The organism is Pseudomonas thivervalensis, from assembly GCF_001269655.1.
Taxonomy (GTDB): Bacteria; Pseudomonadota; Gammaproteobacteria; order Pseudomonadales; family Pseudomonadaceae; genus Aquipseudomonas; species Aquipseudomonas thivervalensis.
The window spans coordinates 106,012-123,706 of the sequence record NZ_LHVE01000017.1; the positions used below are offsets into that span (position 1 = coordinate 106,012).

The window sequence follows — 17,695 nt, forward strand, 5'->3', positions numbered from 1 at the left end:
TTGAGTGCGCAGCGCTCACAAAAGGGGCCGCTGCGCAGCCCAGCGGGAGCAAGCTCCCTCGCCACAAAAAGCCCTTGCACGCCAAGAATGCCGTCATACCTCCACCTCTTTCGCCTCAGGCCGGGCAAACCGACGCCCCAGTCGATCGAAGTACAGATAGATCACCGGCGTGGTGAACAACGTCAATACCTGGCTCACCAACAACCCACCCACCATCACCAGGCCCAGGGGCTGGCGCAGTTCGGCGCCGGAGCCGGTGGCGAGCATCAGCGGTACGGCACCGAACAGTGCCGCCAGGGTGGTCATCAGGATCGGGCGAAAGCGCAGCAACGCCGCCTGGTAGATCGCCGTCTGCGGGTCCATGCCCTGGTTGCGTTCGGCGTCGAGGGCGAAGTCGATCATCATGATGGCGTTTTTCTTGACGATGCCGATCAGCAGGATGATGCCGATGATCGCGATCATGCCCAGGTCATTGCCGCTGAGGATCAACGCCAGCAAGGCGCCGATGGCCGCCGAGGGCAAGGTGGAAAGGATGGTGATCGGATGGATGTAGCTCTCGTACAGCACGCCGAGGACGATGTACATGGTCACCACTGCCGCCAGGATCAGCAGCAAGGTGCTCGACAACGATGCCTGGAACGCCTGGGCCGCGCCCTGGAATTCGGTCTGCACGCCCACGGGCATGCCGATCTCCTGCTGGACTTTTTCGATCACCTCCACCGCATGCCCCAGGGCCACGCCCGGCGCGAGGTTGAACGACATCATTACGGCTGGAAACTGGCCGATGTGAGCAATCGCCAACTGAGCCTGACGCTCTTCGACCCGGGCCAGGCTCGACAAACGCACCTGCCCGCCATCGGTGGTCTTGACGTGGATCTGGTCCAGCGCCTGCGGCCCGATCCGCTCCCCGGCCTGGGCCTGCAACACCACGCGGTACTGGCTGGCCTGGGTGTAGATAGTGGAAATCTGTCGCTGGCCGAAGGCGTCATACAGCGCATCGGTGATATTCGACACCGAAACACCCAGGCGTGAAGCCGCATCGCGATCGATCACCAGGTAGACCTGCAAGCCTTTGTCCTGCAAGTCGCTGGCGACGTCGGTGAGTTCCGCCTGGCGGCCCAGGGCCTCGACCAGACGTCCGCTCCAGAGGCTGAGCAATTCGGCGTCCGGCGATGACAGGCTGAACTGGTATTGGGTCCGGCTGACCCGATCCTCGATGGTCAGGTCCTGCACCGGCTGCATGAACAGGCGAATGCCCACCAGTCGATCCAGCTGCGGCTGCAAGCGGGCAATGATCTCGCTGGCGCTGTCATCCCGCTCGCTGTGGGGCTTGAGGTTGATCAGCAGGCGCCCGCTGTTGAGCGTGGCATTGTCACCGTCCACGCCGATGTAGGACGACAGGCTCTGCACCGCCGGGTCGGCGAGGATCACCTTGGCCAATTGCTGCTGGCGCTCGCTCATGGCGGCAAAGGAGATCGATTGCGGCGCCTCGGAAATGCCCTGGATCACCCCGGTGTCCTGCACCGGGAAAAAGCCCTTGGGCACGGCCAGGTACAGCACCACCGTCAGCACCAGACTGCCCACCGCCACCAGCAGGGTCAGTGGCTGGTGCTTGAGCACCCACTGCAACTTGCGCCCGTAGGCGGCGATCAGCCAGTCGATCCAGGCGCCGCTGGCGCGGTAGAAACGGCCCTGCTCTGCTTCCTTGGGCTCGCGCTTGAGCAAGCGGGCGCACATCATCGGCGTCAGGGTCAGGGACACCACCAGGGAAATCAGGATCGCCACCGCCAGGGTGATGGCGAATTCGCGGAACAAGCGCCCGACCACGTCGGCCATGAACAGCAGCGGAATCAGCACGGCGATCAGCGACAACGTCAGGGAAATCAGCGTGAAGCCGATCTGCTTTGCGCCCTTGAGCGCAGCCTGCAACGGGCTGTCGCCTTCCTCGATGAAGCGAGCGATGTTCTCCAGCATGACGATGGCATCGTCCACCACGAAACCGGTGGCGATGGTGAGGGCCATCAGGGTCAGGTTATTGATGGAGAAACCGGCCAGGTACATCACGCCGAAGGTGCCGATCAATGACAGCGGCACGGCCACCGATGGAATGATCGTGGCACTGACACGACGCAGGAACAGGAACGTCACCATGACCACCAGGGCGATGGCGATCAGCAATTCATGCTGTACGTCGGTAACCGAGGCGCGGATGGTCTGGGTGCGGTCGGTCAGCACGGTGACGTCCAGGCCGGCCGGCAGGTTGTCGGTGATGCTTGGCAGCAGGGCCTTGATCCGGTCCACCACCTCGATGACATTTGCCCCCGGTTGGCGCTGGATGTTCACCAGTACGGCCTGGTTTTCGTTGGCCCAGGCGGCAAGGCGTTCGTTTTCGGCGCCGTCGACGATCTGTGCCACGTCCTTGAGCCGCAGCGGCGCGCCGTTGGCGTAGGCCAGGATCAGTTCGGCGTAGTCCTTGGGCGACGTCAGTTGGTCGTTGGCGTCGAGCATCGAGACCCGGGTCGGGCCGTCGAAGTTGCCCTTGGGCTGGTTGACGTTGGACGCACCGATCAGTGTGCGCACATCCGCCAGGTTCAGGCCGTTGGCCGCCAAGGCCTCGGGGTTGACCTTGATGCGCACGGCCTGGCGCTGGCCACCGGCGATGGTGACCATGCCGACGCCGCTGATCTGGGCGATTCTCTGGGCCATGCGGGTGTCCACCAAGTCATTGAGCTTGGGCAGCAGCATGGTCTTGGAGGTGATTGCCAGGGTCAGTACCGGGGTGTCGGCCGGGTTGACCTTGTTGTACACCGGCGGCGCCGGCAGATCCGTGGGCAGCAGGTTGGTGGCCGCATTGATCGCGGCCTGCACCTGCTGCTCGGCGACGTCCATGTTGATGTCGAGGTTGAAGCGCAGGGTAATCACCGACGCGCCGCCGGAACTGGTGGAGGCCATTTGCGTCAGGCCCGGCATCTGCCCGAACTGTCGCTCCAGGGGCGCGGTGACCGCGCTGGTCATCACGTCGGGGCTGGCGCCCGGGTACAAGGTCATCACGCGGATGGTCGGGTAATCGACCTGGGGCAATGCCGACACCGGCAGCAACCGGTAAGCGATCAAGCCGGCCAGGATGATCGCCAGCATGCTCAGGGTGGTGGCGACCGGGCGAAGGATGAACAGCCGCGAGATATTCATGCGCCGCCCTTTTTCGCCTTGTCGACCGCGGCCGGTTCAGGGGCCGCCGCCGCGGACTTGCCCTGCAGGTGCTCGGTCGGCGTGGTGGGCACTTCCTGGCTGTCGTTGACCACTTCCACCTCGCTGCCTTCCTTCAAGCGATCGGTGCCTTCGAGCACCACCCGGTCGCCCGCAGCCAGGCCTTCGGTGACCACGGTGTGGGTACCGTCGCTGGCGCCGATCTTCAGCTTCTTGATCGTGACCTTCTTGTCACCCTCCAGGGCATAGACAAAGGTGCCATTGGTGCCGAACTGAATGGCGGCCGTTGGCGCCAGGACCACGCCTTTGAGGGTGTCGGCCAGCAGATGGACGTTGACGAACTGGTTGGGGAACAGCGACTGGTCGCGGTTCTCGTAGCGGGCCTTGAATTTCAAGGTGCCGGTGGTGACGTCGATCTGGTTGTCCAGGCTTTGCAGCACGCCACTGGCCTGGAGCTTCACATCGCCACGGTCCCAGGCTTCGACGGGCAGTTTCGCCCCGCTGCGGTAGCGGGCGAGCACCGTATCGAGGTTGTTCTCCGGCAAGGTGAACACGACACTGATGGGCTGGGTCTGGGTGATGACCGCCAAGGCCGTGGTGTCGTTGGCCGCCACCAGATTGCCAATGTCCAGTTGACGCAAGCCCACGCGACCGGCAATCGGCGCGCGGATCCTGGTGAATTCCAGGTTGAGCTTGGCGTCGTTGACCGCCGCCTGATTGGTCTTGACCGTGCCCTGGTACTGGCCCACCAGTGCCGCGGCGGTGTCCAGAGTCTGCTTGGCAATACTGTCTTCGGCGTACAGGCCGCGGTAGCGCTCAAGGTCTACCTGGGCATTTTTCAATTGAGCCTGGTTCTGCAACAGCGTGCCTTCGGCCTGGAGCAAGGCGTTCTGGTAGGGGCGTGGGTCGATCTCGGCCAGCAAGTCCCCGGCCTTGACCATTTGCCCCTCTTCGAAGGCGATCTTGACCAACTCGCCACTCACACGGCTGCGCACGTTGATGGTATTGAGGGCCGTGACCGTCCCCAGCGCCTTGAAGTACAGCGGGAAATCCCCGGTCGCCACCGGCGCCACCCGCACCGGGATCGGCCCTGTCGCCCCACCGAACCCCGGTCGCATGCTACCGGAGCGTCCCACATGCCCTGCGGCGGCCTTCTCCCCTGCCACATTTTTTTCGGTCCAGGCACTGGGCCAGAACTTCCAAGCCAGCGCCACGACGACCAACAGGACGAACAAGCCAAACAGCCAGCGACGGGAATTGCGGGAAACAGAGGATTGCATGGGGTGATCAACCATTGGGCGCGTGGACTTCTTTTTCAGGAGGCTGAACGATAAGCACTGGCGGGTGTTTAGCAAAGCGCCTTTACCGGCAATTTACCTTGGGCTTACCTTTGGCAGGGTCGGCTAAAGCCTTGAAGCACAAAAGAAAACGGCCTGGACAGGGCCAGGCCGTTAACAATTGTAATAAATACTTTATTTCAATCCGCTTATTTCAGAACGGCCAGGGCAGCGTCGTAGTTCGGCTCTTCAGCGATTTCCTTGACCAACTCGCTGTGCAGCACGGTGTCGTTTTCGTCCAGCACAACCACGGCACGGGCGGTCAGGCCTTTCAGTGGACCGTCGGCAATTGCCACACCGTAATCCTGGATGAATTCGGCACCGCGCAGGGTCGACAGGTTCTGGACGTTTTCCAGGCCTTCAGCGCCGCAGAAACGCGCCTGGGCAAATGGCAGGTCGGCGGAGATGCACAGCACCACGGTGTTGTTCAGCTCGTTGGCCTGGGCATTGAACTTGCGCACGGAGGTGGCGCAGGTCGGCGTATCGACGCTTGGGAAAATGTTCAACACTTTGCGCTTGCCGGCGAAGTCCTTCAGGGAAACGTCCGACAGATTGCCGGCAACCAGGGAAAAGGCTGGCGCCTTGGAACCGGCTTGTGGCAACTGACCGTTGACTTGGACTGGGTTGCCTTTGAGAGTGACTTGAGCCATGAACGGATTCCTTCTGACAGGTTTGAAAATGGTGAGGCCGGAGTTAACCACGAAATGCTCGTGCGACCTATGCCCGGACATAAAAAGACACGGCGTCGCCATTCTTTGTAGGAGCTGGCGAAGCCTGCGATCCTTTGATCTTCGCTTGAGACTCAAGTGTCTGGGGAAAGATCGCAGCCTCGTTTCACTCGACAGCTCCTACGTGCTCCTACGTGTTCCTACGTGCCCCTACATGTTATTTGGCCTTGAGCTTCAGGAACGACTGATGCAGATCCGACGCCCAGCCATCGATGACCCCTTTGACATCATCGGGCTTCATGACCTGGGACTCGTTGGACAGCGGCTTGCCGGTGCCCTTGCGCACCACCTGGGCGACCACCGCGTGAGTGCCACCGTCGAGAAAGACCGCTTCGGTGCCCAGGGTGGTTTCCTGGTCGCGAATACCGCTGGCGGTGCTGACAGCCGCCGCCACCAGCGCAATCGGGATCACCTCATAAGGTTTCAAGCCTTCGGTCTTGCTGCTGACGGCCGTGATCGCCGCCCGCATCACCAAGACACCTGGCCCTGGCGCGGTCGCCAGGGGCAAGGACTTCCCCGCTTCGCGCTTGAGGGCCTGATCGTAGTACGCGGTGATTCCCGACAGTGTGGCCTGGGGGATCTTCACGGTCGGCTGCGGCTTCGGATAAAGCTGTGTCGGCTCGATATAAAGGCTGGTGTATTTGTCCGGGTCAATCTTCGGATCGATCCAACGCATGACCTCGGCCCCCGACGGCGACTTTTCTTCCTTGAGCCGGCTGTAATCGCCGAGGAACCCGGAATACTCATCCGGCTGGGTGACTTTGCTCGAGCAACCCGCCAAGGCGAGCGAGGCGATGCAAACAAAGCCGATCATCGACGAAAACTTCATGCTGTCACTCCTGTAAGCCACACGAGGCGGGGCCGGAACTACAGGTATAGCCAATGGACGGGCTTTTGCTTGTCTGGAACCGAAAACTCTTTTGGCCCAAAAAGGAACCCTGAGGGACAGCCCTCAAGGATGGGGTTTTACCGTCTTTCTTAGCCCACCTGTCAGAGTTGACAGTAGTCAAAGCCACATGCCGGAGGTTTGATAGAGCAACACGCCAAGACGATAAACCTGATGATGCTTGGCAAGTAGGAGCAGGCGAAATGACCAACCAGAACGAAGAAAAAGAAATCCTGGCAATTGACCCCGCCATCATCGTAGGGATGGTTTCGGTTGTACATCCAGTGAATCCGGACGGCGGTGTCCCGCTTCGTTTACTGAGCAATGGACTGCTACCGCTACTGGTGCGGCCCTGGATCGAGCAGGAAGAATATGACGACGCCCGCCTATTGCTGGGTGATTCCGACACCCCGGTCTTGAACAAAACCATTCTGCCGGGGGAAAAAAATCAAGATTTCACGCTGAACCTGCCGGATGCCCTGCTGAGCAATGGCATCAACAAGCTGCGCTTGAGCGTACTCCGTGTGGGCCATACACAGCCCGAAACATCGCGGCCTTTGACCGTACTGTTCCACCGGCCACAGCCGGGGGGCGAGGTCTCGACTCCCGGCGACAACCCGAACCTGTCCCTAGCCCTGCCAGCCGATGTCATCGCCAACGGCGTGGATGCGGCAAGGGCCGCCCAAGGGGTGATCGTGACCCTCAGCTACCCCTACATGAGGGATAGGGATGTCATCACACTGGATCGTGACAGCCAGGAAATGTCGTACACCGTCAATGCCAACGAGGCCGCTGCCGGCAAAGTCGACATCATTCTGAGAACCGCCGACTTCTGGCAAGACAATCCCAGGTTCGCCTTGCGGTTCAGGGTCACGGATCAGTTGGGCAACTCCAGCGGCCCGCAAGCGATATGGTCGAGAACCACTTACATCGACGTGCATATTCGCCAACCGTCCCTCGACCTGACAAAACCCAGGGTATTGGAGGCCATGGAACTCAACGGCGAGCGCCTGAACTTCGAAAGAGACTTCTACTATGCGGAATTCGCCAACGTCGAAGTGAACTACATCGGGTCAGCGCCCGGGCAGACGGTAAAGGTGTTTTGGATTGGGCGCAACGCGACCTACGGTAGCGAGATCCAGACTGTCGCTTTTGCCGGACAGACCTTGAACTTCCAGGTGCCCAGGAACGAAGTGGTGGATTGCATCGGCACCGGCGCAGAGGTTCGCTATACCGTCAGGCTGCCTGGCACGGCTACGGATATTCCATCCAGAGACCTGGACATTACGGTCACGCCACAAAAACACGCGTTACGCGAACCAACGTTGGACGGCAGCAAAACCAATCTCAGGGCCTACCATCCAGCCCTGTTCACGCCGCATACCGCCCGAATGGCGCTGTTTGGCGTGACGGCTCGCTACGGTGACGAAATTCGGATAACAGCCGGTACCAGCCAAACCGACCTGGCCGTGCCCCCTGCCTGGATAGCAGAAAACCGCGGAAAACCCATCATGGTCAACTGGACACTCAGGGAAACCGGCACCGGCACGCCTATTATTTTTTCATGGTTTCTGAGATTGACCGCCTGATCCGGGCTTTCGACTTAGCCACCATCTCGATCAATACCTGACGCTGCTGTTCCACTGCAGGAGAACGTACCGTGCGTAAATTAATGGGTCTGCTGTTAATCGCGTTAATGGTCGGTTGCTCGCAAGTCACCACGGCACCGCCTGATATCGTCAACGTCAACGGGGTCCAGGTAATTGATGGACCGGGAACCGCTGGGGTCCTGACCACGCTTTACAATCGCAGATTTCCCAACTGCCACAATACCGACTCTCAACCCTCATTTCTCTGTTCGGGCATCACTCTGAGGGTAACGGTGAAAGACCCCGCCGAGAAATACAAAGTCTGGGACCCCAGCCCAAACTCAATCATCAGTGGCGGCGTGTCCTTCTCCTATCTACGGGCAGACGCCAATTTCGGAAGGTTGGCGTGGGGGCACGGCAACGGCTTTATCCTCTATCCCATCTTCGAATTTGCACCGCCTGACAAGATTGACCTCGACTATTTGTGTTCATTCCCGATGGATGGCTGGACCTGGAATCGAACCACCCCTTGTGGCGCCTCCGCGGACTATCCCAATTACAGCCGCCCCTGTCATGTGGCCGGCGTGACCACCGCAGCACAATGGCTGGGCGTATGGACACTGCCGGGGGGCAATGCATATCTGCGCCAATGCGGATTCGATGTCCAGGATGACCGCAATTACCTGGCTGGGCCCGCGTTTTACGAATCCATTCGGGCCAAAGGCCTGCTAGGAACGAGCGGGTTCAACGAGCACAACGAAATCATCATCAAGACCTGGACACCGGGGCGGCCAAACACTTTTCCGATCATGGCGTTTTTCTTCGTTGCGGGAGGCGACAACGCGGGCTTGGCTGATGCTCGGTACAACCAACGGGACTTCTACAATTCCACCAATCCAAGGATTGTGGTGCCGATCATTCGCCTGACCCCCGCCAATAGCGCTGCCGGAAGCGCCACCTTCACTTATGTCGTATCCGATCAGGCAGTGACTCAATGAAACTCTCTTTGTTTCTACGCAGGGGCAAGACACTGCGGCAACTGATACAGGGATCAATGGGCCTACTGCTTATCACCTTGATGGTCAATTGCGCACAGGCCACGACAAAACCGCCTGAAATCACCAGCGTCAACGGCGCCAACGTGCTCGATGGACCGAACACCGCCGCTTATCTGAGCACACTTTACAACCGCAACTTTGGCAACTGCCACCGGAGCGAATCTCAACCGGCCTTCCTCTGTTCCGGCGTAACGTTCAAGCCCACCATAAAAGACCCCGCCGAGCGGTACAAAGTCTGGGATCCCCGCCCAGCCTCGATCGCCAATGGCGGGGTGTCCTTTTCTTATTTACGGATAGATACCAACTTCAATGCCTTTGAGAATGGCAACCACAATGGCTATATCCTCTACCCCTTCCTCGAGGCCCCGGCGGGCAAAACTCAGCTGTTTTATATGTGCTCATACCCGATGGATGCGAGGAGCCTTCTGCGCAGCCCGGTGTGTGGCCCGTACCATCTTTATCCCCATCACAGCAACCTGTGCCAATACCATAACGTCACCATCGCGGAGCAATGGGTGTATGTATGGACATACCCGGATCCTAATGCCGTTACCGCGCTTCAACAATGCGGATTCGACGTCAGTGATGATCGCAACGTGTTAGCCGGCCCTGCGTTCAGAGAGTCATTGCGATCCAGAAACCTGTTAGCGGCTGTCAGTGCAAATTATGCTGCACAGGTATTCAACGAACGTAACGAAATCATTATCCAAACCTGGACACCCGGGCAACCCAACACTTTTCCAATCCTGGCGTTCTTCTACGTCGCGGGATATCCCCAAGGGCTGGCCGACGCCCAATACAACCAACGCGACTTCTACAATTCAACCAATCCGAGAATTGTCGTACCCATCATTCGCCTGACACCCGCTGCCAGTCTCAATGGAACAGCCGCTTTCACCTACTCCACAGCGGATCAGGTGGTGACGCCATGAACACGTTGTCATTCATCATTAACCAGCCATCAAGCATGAGTTCCGACTGAAACTACCGACAGCCCGTACTAACCCTAGTGCAACTTCCGTTATAGGGAGATCCACGATGCGTAAGTTTATTGGCCTACTATTAATCACGATAATGGTTGGCTGTACTCAGCTCGCAACAAAACCGCCTGTGGCGCGCGACATCAATGGTGTCGAAGTACTTGACGGGCCTGGTGTCGCCGCTTACCTGAGCGAACTCTATGTTCGCAACTTTCCTAACTGCAACCGAACCGACTCTCAACCCGCGTTCCTTTGTTCCGGCGTGACTCACAGGCTGACCGTAAAAGACCCAGCCAATGTCTACAAAGTCTGGGACCCCAGCCCGATTTCAATAAGCAATCGCGGCGTGTCTTTTTCCTATATGCGGGCAGATACCAACTTTGGGGGAGATGCATTTGGTTGGGGTTATCACAACGGCTATATCATTTATCCGTTTCTCGAGGCCCCGGCGGGCAAGGCACAGCTGTTTTATATGTGCTCCTACCCAATGGATGGGTGGACCCAAAGCCGGAACCAGGTTTGTGGCCCACACGCCAATTACCCTTACCATAGCAATCTGTGCCAATACCATAACGTGACCATCGGGGAGCAATGGGTGTACGTATGGACATACCCGGACCCTAATGCCGAACATCACCAACAACAATGTGGATTCGACGTCTCCGATGAGCGCAATGCTTTGGCCGCGCCCGCGTTCCAGGAATCGTTGCGGGCCAGGGCCTTGTTAGCCGCTGCCAGTCCAAATTATGCGGCGCAGGTGTTCAACGAGCATAACGAAATCATTATCAAAACCTGGACACCAGGACAGCCCAACACACTGCCGATCCTGGCGTTTTTCTACATTGCTGGACATCCCCAGGGTCTGGCCGACGCTCAGTACAACCAACGTGACTTCTACAATTCAACCAATCCGAGAATTGTCGTACCCATCATTCGCCTGACACCTGCCGCCAGCCTCCACGGGAAAGCCTCTTTTAGCTATATCGCAGCGGAACAGGCGTTGACTCAGTGATGCTCAAGATCGGTAGCAGGGAGCCGAATAACCAGTACATATGGGACCTGCTCGGGCGTTGCGTTTAGCGCGTATCGCTCAGCGCAACCGCGCCATCGCCAGCGTATCCACCCAGCGTCCGTCACGCACGGCATAGTCGCGCAGCAGGCCTTCGGTTTCGAAGCCGAACTTGCGGTACAGCCCGATGGCCGCTTCATTGTCGGCGTACACCGTCAGCTCGACCCGGCGCAGGTTCATCCAGTTGTCCGCGACGTCCAGCGCGGCGGCCAGCAGCATCGACCCCACGCCTTTGCCCTGCCAGGCGACCGCCACGCCCATGCCGAGGCTGCCGCAATGGGCCCGACGCACCCGCGAGAACTGCTCCAGCCCCAGGTTACCGATGACTTCCCCTTCGTGCAGGGCCACCAGTTTCAACAGGCGCTCGTCATCCATCGCCAGGCGCTTGCGCCAGATTTCGGTGGACTGGAAAGGCATTTGCAACACCTGACGAGTCACCGCCGGGTCGTTGTAGAGCGCGGTGACACCGGCGATGTGGGCTTCAGTGAAGCGTTCGAGGGTGATTGAGGACTCGGACATGGGGGGCTCCTTCCTGGAGGCGCGACAAGGCCAGGCACTATAAGCCGCGCCAAGCTGTGGAGGGAACCTGTGGGTCAGTTGGAGGCCGGATGTGCCGGCCTCATCGCGAGCAAGCTCGCTCCCACAGGTTAGCGTGATGCTCGTTATGCCTGGAACCAATCCCGGCGCTCGTCGAACGTGTGATGGATAAGTTCACGCAGCATCTGCACCTCTGGCAAGCCTTCGGCCTGGGCACTGACGGCCATCCACAAATGCCGCTGCATTGACAGACCGAACACGTGCGGCAACGCCACCAGGCCTCGATCGAAGCGGCTCATGTACTGCGGCAAGAGACCGATGCAGGCGCTGCAGCGAATCATTTCCAGCATCAATTCGTAGGCTTGCACCTGCACCACGCCTGCCCGGCGTTGTTCTATCAGGGCGTTCCACGGGGCGAAGCTGTCCACGTGCCGGTCCGCCTGCCATTGCACCAGCATGTAGTCGTTCAGGTCATCCAGGCAGTCGGGGCGCGTAGCCGGTCTTGAGTAGCGCTTGGCAATGTGCGGCAGATAGTCCAGCCGCGCCAGTCGATCCGCGGGCAACGTGGCGAAGCTCGGCCCCGGCGCCGACGCGTGGGCATCACTCAACCACAGCACCAGGTCGGCGCTGACGGCTTGCAGCGCCAGTTCACTGTCCAGGGTGATGATCTGCAATCGCACGCTGGCGTTGCGCCGCAGCAACGCGATCAGGTCACGGCCGAGGATGTCATGCAGAATCGACTCGGCCACGGCCAGGCGAATCAAGGGTTGATCGCTCAGTGGTGGGGAGCTGTCCTGCGCCAGGGAAACCAGTCGCGCCTGCAACTGCCGGCCTTCGCGACTGAGGGTCAAGGCGCTGCCCTGGAAGCTGAACAGCGAACGTTGCAGCCGCGCCTCCAACTGCGCCAACTGCTTGCGCAGCCAGGTCGCCTTGACGTTAAGACTGCGGGCCGCTTGCATGAAGCAGCCACAACGGGCGCTGACCAGGAAACACCGCGCCACCTGCGGCTCGATATCGCCAGCCATCGCCAGCCACGGGTCGGGGGCACGCAACGGTGTGCGGTATGCGGTGACAGCCTGGCGTCCTGCGGGCTCGATGAAGGTCATGGGTGACTCCCTGTCGGTTGTACAAATACATGGGGCAAACAACTCAGCACCCTGTGGCGAGGGAGCTTGCTCCCGCTGGTCTGTAGGAGCTGACGAGCGAAGCGAGGCTGCGATCTTTTCACTGCCAATTGAGTCTGGAGCGAAAGATCAATAGATCGCAGGCTTCGCCAGCTCCTACAGAGCCCAGCGGGAGCAAGCTCCCTCGCCACAAGGTGTGGGCCTGGCTAAAGCCCCTCCTCCAACACCTTGCTCAACTGCGCGCCATCGATGCTCAACGTCGCTGTATCGAGCATACCGTCCAGGTAGGCCTTGGCGATCTGCTCCTGGCGCTGGGCGCGCAAGGCCTGGGTCAGGCGTTCGCGGACTTCGTCCAGGGTCGCTTCCCGGGCCGGCTGTTGTTCGGTGAGCTTGATGACATGGAACCCCGCCGCGCTCTGTACCGGCTCCGATACCGCACCGACTTTCAAGCGCGTCACCGCCTCACGCACTGGCGGAACCAGTTGCTGCAACGGCTGGAAACCACTGTCACCGCCGCGCTCGGCGCTGCTGCGATCCTGGGAAAAACGACCGGCCAGGGCGCCGAACTCAGCGGGTGAGGCCTGGGCTTTCTTGCTCAACTCCAGCGCTTGCCGGCGCACCGCCTCCACGGTTTGCGGCTCGGTGGCGGCGAGGAAAATCTGACTGACCCGGTACAACGCCGGCGCGGTCCAGTTGGCTTTCCCGGCGTCGTAAGCCTGTTTCAATTCGTCTTCACTGGGATACCCGGCCGGCACCTGGCTGACCGACTGCAAATAATCACGAAAAACAATCTGCTCAGCCGCCGCTCGTGTCTGCCGCTCCACCTCGGGCCGCTGACGCCAGCCCTGGGCATCGGCCTGTTCCAACACGACTTTTTCCGCCAGGCGCGCACGAATCCAGCCTTCCAGCGCCGCCCGATTGCCACGCATTTGCTGGCGAACCTCAGGGGCCAGCGCGGCCAGCAAGGCCTTGAGTTCGTCGGGGCTGACCTGCTGATTGCCCAATCGGGCCAGGCTCGGCGAATCAGCCGAAACAGTACTCACGGTCTGCACTGCGGCAACCGGATCGCTGCCCGGTCGCAGGCCCAGCACCAGCGCCACGACAACCACGCCCAGCGCTGCAGCGCTGATGACGAAAGTCGGTTTTTTCACGATGCGACGGCCTCCTCCAATGGCGCCTCGACGGGCTCGGCCGCGGCTTGCACCCGTGCCGCGTTCTGGCTGTATTCACGCAGGAAGACAATGAACTCCTGCAACAGGCGGTCCCACAGTTCCAGATGACTGCGCAGATGATCGGCGCTCACGCCCGCCGCGACCACCACATCCATTTCCATCACCAGGAATTCGCCCTGCAGCGACAACCGGGCAAAGCGTCGCGAGGCGTTCCACTGTTCCGCCAACCCGGCCGGCAACTCGCCCTGCACCCGCAAGGCGCAGCTGAAGGTGAAGTCCAGGTATTCGCCCGGCGTCGGCGCCGGGTTGCCGAAACGCACGGCAAAGCCGATGCCCTGGCTAGCGCTGAGCAGTTGCACAATGCCGTTCTGCTCGGTTTCGTTGACCCGATAACCGGCGGCCTGTAACAACTCGGTAAGGGATTTTGCGCCGACGGATTCAATCATTGAGGTCATGTTCGGTTCTTCCTTGTGCTGTTCAGTGAGTGATCGAGGCCTGGGGCGCATCGAAACGGTTCTTGTAGAGATCATCGCCGAAACCTTGGGCCAGCTCTTCGAAACGTACCCGGGCCTTGGCCGCGAACGGCTGGCGGATCTTCACGATATCGGTCACATCGATGGTTTCGTAGGCGTGCAATAGCGTCTTGGCGACTTCGTACATCTGCTGATTCTTGACCGAACATTGCTGCACTTGTGTGTCACGCTCGGTCAATTGCGCTTCCAAACGAGCCCGCTCGGTCTCTTTGCCACGGGCCAGGGTCAACAACTCCTCGTAGGCTTTCTTGAACTTGCCGATCTGCTCGTTGCTGGCCGCCACCTGGGCCTGGGCCTGGTTTTGCAGGCTTTGCTGGTGCCCGGCCAGTTGTTCGGTGAGGGCCTGGGCCTTGGCCAGTTGCGCAGTCAATTGCTTGATCTGCGCCTGGGCTTCCTTGGCCTGACTCTCTGCCGCCTGACGAGCGGCGCTGGCCTGGGCCTGCTCGCTCTGCAGGGCCTGCAACTGCGCGGTGGTGCTGCGCAGTTGCGTGCGCAGCCGCTCCTCCAGGCCTTCGCCATGAGCCATGCCACTGAGCAGCAGGCCCAGCATCAGCACCGCAATCGGGCTTGGGTAATTGGCTCGCCTTTTCATGAGGCCTCCCTGCGCTTAGAAGCGCGTATTGATTTCAAGCTGCAAGACATCGATGTCGTACGGCGCGCCGTACACCGCTTCGGAACTCAACCAGCGACCGGTGGCGAAGACGTTGCTCGCCAGGCCATAGTTGCCGCCCAGGAAATAACCCTTGGCGTTGGTGCCCCCCAGATGGAATGACGAATCGTTGAAGCCGTCCGGCAAGGCGTCCGGCTGGATGTACTTGTAGCCGGCGAACAGGTTCCAATCGCCCTCGCGCTTGAGTTCCAGCGAGTTGCCAAGGGTGAACTGGAGCATCCAGGCGTTGGCGCCACTTTCTACCTCGCCGTTTTCATCCAGGTTATTGGCGAACTGCCCTTCGGAGCGCTTGCGCATCTCGCCTTCGTCGTAGCCCAGGTTGTGGACGTAATGGGCCTGGCTGCGCAGTTTCAGGTCTTCAGGCAGATCGGTGTCCCACGCGACGTTCAGGTCCAGCAGGTTGAACTCCGAGGCCAGGCCGACGTATTGCGGCTGTGGCGTGGTCGACGGGTTGAGGGGATTGGGGGTGATGTCGCGCAGCAGGAACACGGTGTTGCCCTTCTGCATGAACGCCACTCGCGAACCGTCGCTGTCGCAGCCCGGATCACCGGCCCAAGGCTGGCACGGCGAGGAACGCTGGCCCTCGATGTCATCGAAGCGGAAATAGGCCAACGCGCCCTTGATCCGGTTGCTGTCGTTGATAGCCCAGTTGGCCCCCAGCTGCGCACCGTACAGCCACTTGTTGTCGCTCTCTTCCTTGTCGCTGCCGTTGCTGGTGCTGGTGTCGTTGGTGTACTCCACCGGGAACGCGCCGACGGTGCCGAACAGGCCCCAGTCCTGATTGAGCTTGTGGTTGAAATTCGCCGCCACGCCGTCGAAGTTCAGGTCACCGGAATACAACAGGTCGGTGGAGAAAAACGGGTTGGCGAAACGCCCGCCGGTCAGCGTCAACTCGTCCGAGGGCTTCCAGGTCAGGTAGCCCTGGTCGAGCCAGATGTCTTTTTTGCCGAAGCCACCACCAAGGGTCTGGGTGGTGGACACCGGGTTGTTGTCCGAGCTGGTGCCGATGCGGATGCCTGCGGTCCATTGCGGGGCAATCACCGCCTTCATACCCAGGCGGGCGCGCAGGCGGAACAGGTTTTCCCGGTCTTCACGGGTATTGAGCAACGGCGGCAGGCCGGAGCTGCTGTTGGGGTTGACGTCGTAGGGCCCCCTGTCATTGAGCCGGGCGAAATCGACGATTTCGTTGCTGTTGGTGCCCGAGTAATAGCGCGACTCATCCCGCAGCCGAATGTCGCCATCGAAACTGATCCGTGAGACCCAGTCCGGGAAGGTGTTGGGCTGGGCCCAATTCTCCTGCTTGGCGGTGGCCATGACTTCGGCCTTGACCTGATCGCGGATCTGCTCGCGCACGATGTTCGGCACGTATTGCACGCGCACGTCTCCCGGCGCGCCGGCCGGCGTCGCGGCAACCGTCGTGGCCGCCTGGCGGGCCTGCACGGCTTCGCGTTCGGCCTGGGCGATCAAGCCATCGGCCTGGTCCTGCTTCAACACCCCCTGCTGCACCAGCAGGCGGATCAGATTGATCGTGGCGTTCTCCGAAGGCGCCGCAGCGGCGGCCGCGTGTCCGGCCAGGCTCAGGACCACCAGGCCGATCGCCCACGACAATCGATTCACATTGGAAATCATCTGCACACAACTCCTGTTGGCAAACTGTCAAAAAGTCGGTTAACCCGGCCGCCGTCCCTGCAAGGACAGGCGCACGGGCAAGGTCAGGGAGGCCGGTGGCCGTTCACTCAAATGGGGCGCGGCACGCAGGGCGGACATCACTTGCTCGTCCACTTGCGGGTTACCGCTGGACTTGACCAGCTCGACCCGGGTGATTTCGCCCACGGCACTGAGCCAGACATCGGCCTGCAGCGAAAACGCCAGGCTGCGCAAGTCGGGGTTTTCCCGCAGCAAGCGCTGGAAGGTGAACGCCAGGAACTGGCTGTAGGTGCCATTGCCCAGGCGTCCGCCCCCTGCCCCGGCCATGCCCCCGCCCTTGCCGGCGCCGATGTTGAAAGCGTCATTGCCGGACTGGGCGTCGCCGTCCATCTGCATCGGGTTCGCCAGGTCGTCGACCGGCGACGGCGGAGCCTCTTCCTCCGGCTTGACCTCTTCGGGTTCCGGGGTCGGCTCGGGCTCGACCACCTTTTCCTCGACCTGGGGTTCCGGTTCCTTGGGTTTCTCCGGCGGTGGTGGGGGCGGCGGTGGCAACGGGATGATGGTCGGCACCTTCGGCGCTTCGCGGCGCACGCCACTCATGTCGTTGGCCCACTGCCACAGCAGCCAGGCCGCCACGGCGCCCAGCAACAGGCCGGCGGCCCACTTGAGCAGGCGCAACGGCGAGGTCTTCACCGGGGGCGGATCGATGGGAAGTCTGGCGGTCATGATCAGCCCTGGCTCGGTTTGCCGGTCACGAGACCGACCTGGGACAGTTCCAGGCGTCGCAACAGGTCCAGCACTTCAATGACTTTCTGGTACTGCACCGTCGCGTCGCCGCGCACGATCACCGGGAAGTCCGGGCTCTGGGCCTTTTCGATGCGCAGGCGTTCTTCCAGCTCGGCCAGGGTCACCGGATAGGCATCGAGGAACACCTGCCCGCCGTCATTCACCGAAATCGCCTTGGTCTTGGCTTCGGACAACGACACCGAGGCGCTGGCCTTGGGCAGGTTGATCTGGATGCCCGACACCTGGGCCGTGGCCGTGAGGATGAACATCACCAGCACCACCATGAGCACATCCACCAACGGCGTGATGTTGATGCTGTCGACCGCGGCATCATCGTCGTCATCGTGTGAAGCGTTTACGCTAGCCATGGCG

At 60.7% G+C, this 17,695-nt stretch carries 16 protein-coding genes; 4 read left to right on the top strand and 12 right to left on the bottom strand.

Going from position 1 to position 17,695, the window contains the following annotated elements:
* Positions 1-93: 93 nt before the first annotated feature.
* From AD659_RS23560 to AD659_RS23575, 4 genes are all read right to left on the bottom strand, one after another.
* On the bottom strand, positions 94-3,189 hold the full coding sequence (locus tag AD659_RS23560) for an MdtB/MuxB family multidrug efflux RND transporter permease subunit (RefSeq protein WP_053125518.1): 3,096 nt from the start codon (positions 3,187-3,189) through the stop codon (positions 94-96).
* Complete coding sequence (locus tag AD659_RS23565; RefSeq protein WP_053125519.1) at positions 3,186-4,502, bottom strand: MdtA/MuxA family multidrug efflux RND transporter periplasmic adaptor subunit; 1,317 nt, start codon at positions 4,500-4,502, stop codon at positions 3,186-3,188. The genes AD659_RS23560 and AD659_RS23565 overlap by 4 nt, the downstream gene beginning before the upstream one ends.
* A gap of 191 nt (positions 4,503-4,693) precedes the next feature.
* Positions 4,694-5,194: a thiol peroxidase gene (gene tpx / locus AD659_RS23570; protein ID WP_018602018.1), complete on the bottom strand. Its 501-nt coding sequence runs from the start codon at positions 5,192-5,194 to the stop codon at positions 4,694-4,696.
* A 235-nt stretch (positions 5,195-5,429) separates the two neighbouring features.
* Positions 5,430-6,101: a DUF3313 domain-containing protein gene (locus AD659_RS23575; protein ID WP_053125520.1), complete on the bottom strand. Its 672-nt coding sequence runs from the start codon at positions 6,099-6,101 to the stop codon at positions 5,430-5,432.
* A gap of 260 nt (positions 6,102-6,361) precedes the next feature.
* On the opposite strand from AD659_RS23575, the gene AD659_RS23580 reads away from it, so the two are divergent.
* The 4 genes from AD659_RS23580 (at position 6,362) to AD659_RS23595 (ending at position 10,797) form a co-directional block, all read left to right on the top strand.
* A complete protein-coding gene (locus AD659_RS23580) occupies positions 6,362-7,747 on the top strand; it encodes a hypothetical protein (RefSeq protein WP_053125521.1) in 1,386 nt (461 codons plus the stop codon).
* Between the two features lie 71 nt (positions 7,748-7,818).
* Positions 7,819-8,745, top strand: coding sequence for a hypothetical protein (locus AD659_RS23585; protein WP_053125522.1), 927 nt, complete (start codon positions 7,819-7,821; stop codon positions 8,743-8,745).
* On the top strand, positions 8,742-9,737 hold the full coding sequence (locus tag AD659_RS23590; protein ID WP_231987695.1) for a halovibrin HvnC: 996 nt from the start codon (positions 8,742-8,744) through the stop codon (positions 9,735-9,737). The genes AD659_RS23585 and AD659_RS23590 overlap by 4 nt, the downstream gene beginning before the upstream one ends.
* 106 nt (positions 9,738-9,843) lie before the next feature.
* Positions 9,844-10,797, top strand: coding sequence for a hypothetical protein (locus AD659_RS23595; RefSeq protein WP_053125523.1), 954 nt, complete (start codon positions 9,844-9,846; stop codon positions 10,795-10,797).
* Between the two features lie 78 nt (positions 10,798-10,875).
* On the opposite strand, the gene AD659_RS23600 is transcribed toward AD659_RS23595, so the two are convergent.
* From AD659_RS23600 to AD659_RS23635, 8 genes are all read right to left on the bottom strand, one after another.
* Positions 10,876-11,373, bottom strand: a complete 498-nt coding sequence (locus AD659_RS23600; protein ID WP_053125524.1) for a GNAT family N-acetyltransferase — start codon at positions 11,371-11,373, stop codon at positions 10,876-10,878.
* A gap of 143 nt (positions 11,374-11,516) precedes the next feature.
* Positions 11,517-12,497: a LysR family transcriptional regulator gene (locus AD659_RS23605; RefSeq protein WP_053125525.1), complete on the bottom strand. Its 981-nt coding sequence runs from the start codon at positions 12,495-12,497 to the stop codon at positions 11,517-11,519.
* A gap of 224 nt (positions 12,498-12,721) precedes the next feature.
* The gene (locus AD659_RS23610) at positions 12,722-13,666 is read right to left on the bottom strand and encodes a peptidylprolyl isomerase (protein WP_053125526.1); all 945 of its coding nucleotides are present in this window, start codon (positions 13,664-13,666) and stop codon (positions 12,722-12,724) included.
* A complete protein-coding gene (locus AD659_RS23615) occupies positions 13,663-14,142 on the bottom strand; it encodes a YbjN domain-containing protein (RefSeq protein ID WP_053125527.1) in 480 nt (159 codons plus the stop codon). Before AD659_RS23615 ends, AD659_RS23610 begins: the two co-directional genes overlap by 4 nt.
* A 22-nt stretch (positions 14,143-14,164) precedes the next feature.
* Complete coding sequence (locus AD659_RS23620) at positions 14,165-14,812, bottom strand: hypothetical protein (protein ID WP_053125528.1); 648 nt, start codon at positions 14,810-14,812, stop codon at positions 14,165-14,167.
* A 15-nt stretch (positions 14,813-14,827) separates the two neighbouring features.
* Positions 14,828-16,519 carry a putative porin gene (locus AD659_RS23625; RefSeq protein WP_053125529.1) on the bottom strand — a complete coding sequence of 564 codons (1,692 nt, stop codon included), beginning with the start codon at positions 16,517-16,519 and terminating at the stop codon, positions 14,828-14,830.
* A gap of 39 nt (positions 16,520-16,558) precedes the next feature.
* Positions 16,559-17,263 (bottom strand): energy transducer TonB family protein, encoded by a 705-nt coding sequence (locus AD659_RS23630; protein ID WP_053125530.1) that lies wholly within the window; start codon positions 17,261-17,263, stop codon positions 16,559-16,561.
* Between the two features lie 2 nt (positions 17,264-17,265).
* Complete coding sequence (locus AD659_RS23635; protein ID WP_003201710.1) at positions 17,266-17,691, bottom strand: ExbD/TolR family protein; 426 nt, start codon at positions 17,689-17,691, stop codon at positions 17,266-17,268.
* Positions 17,692-17,695 lie beyond the last annotated feature (4 nt).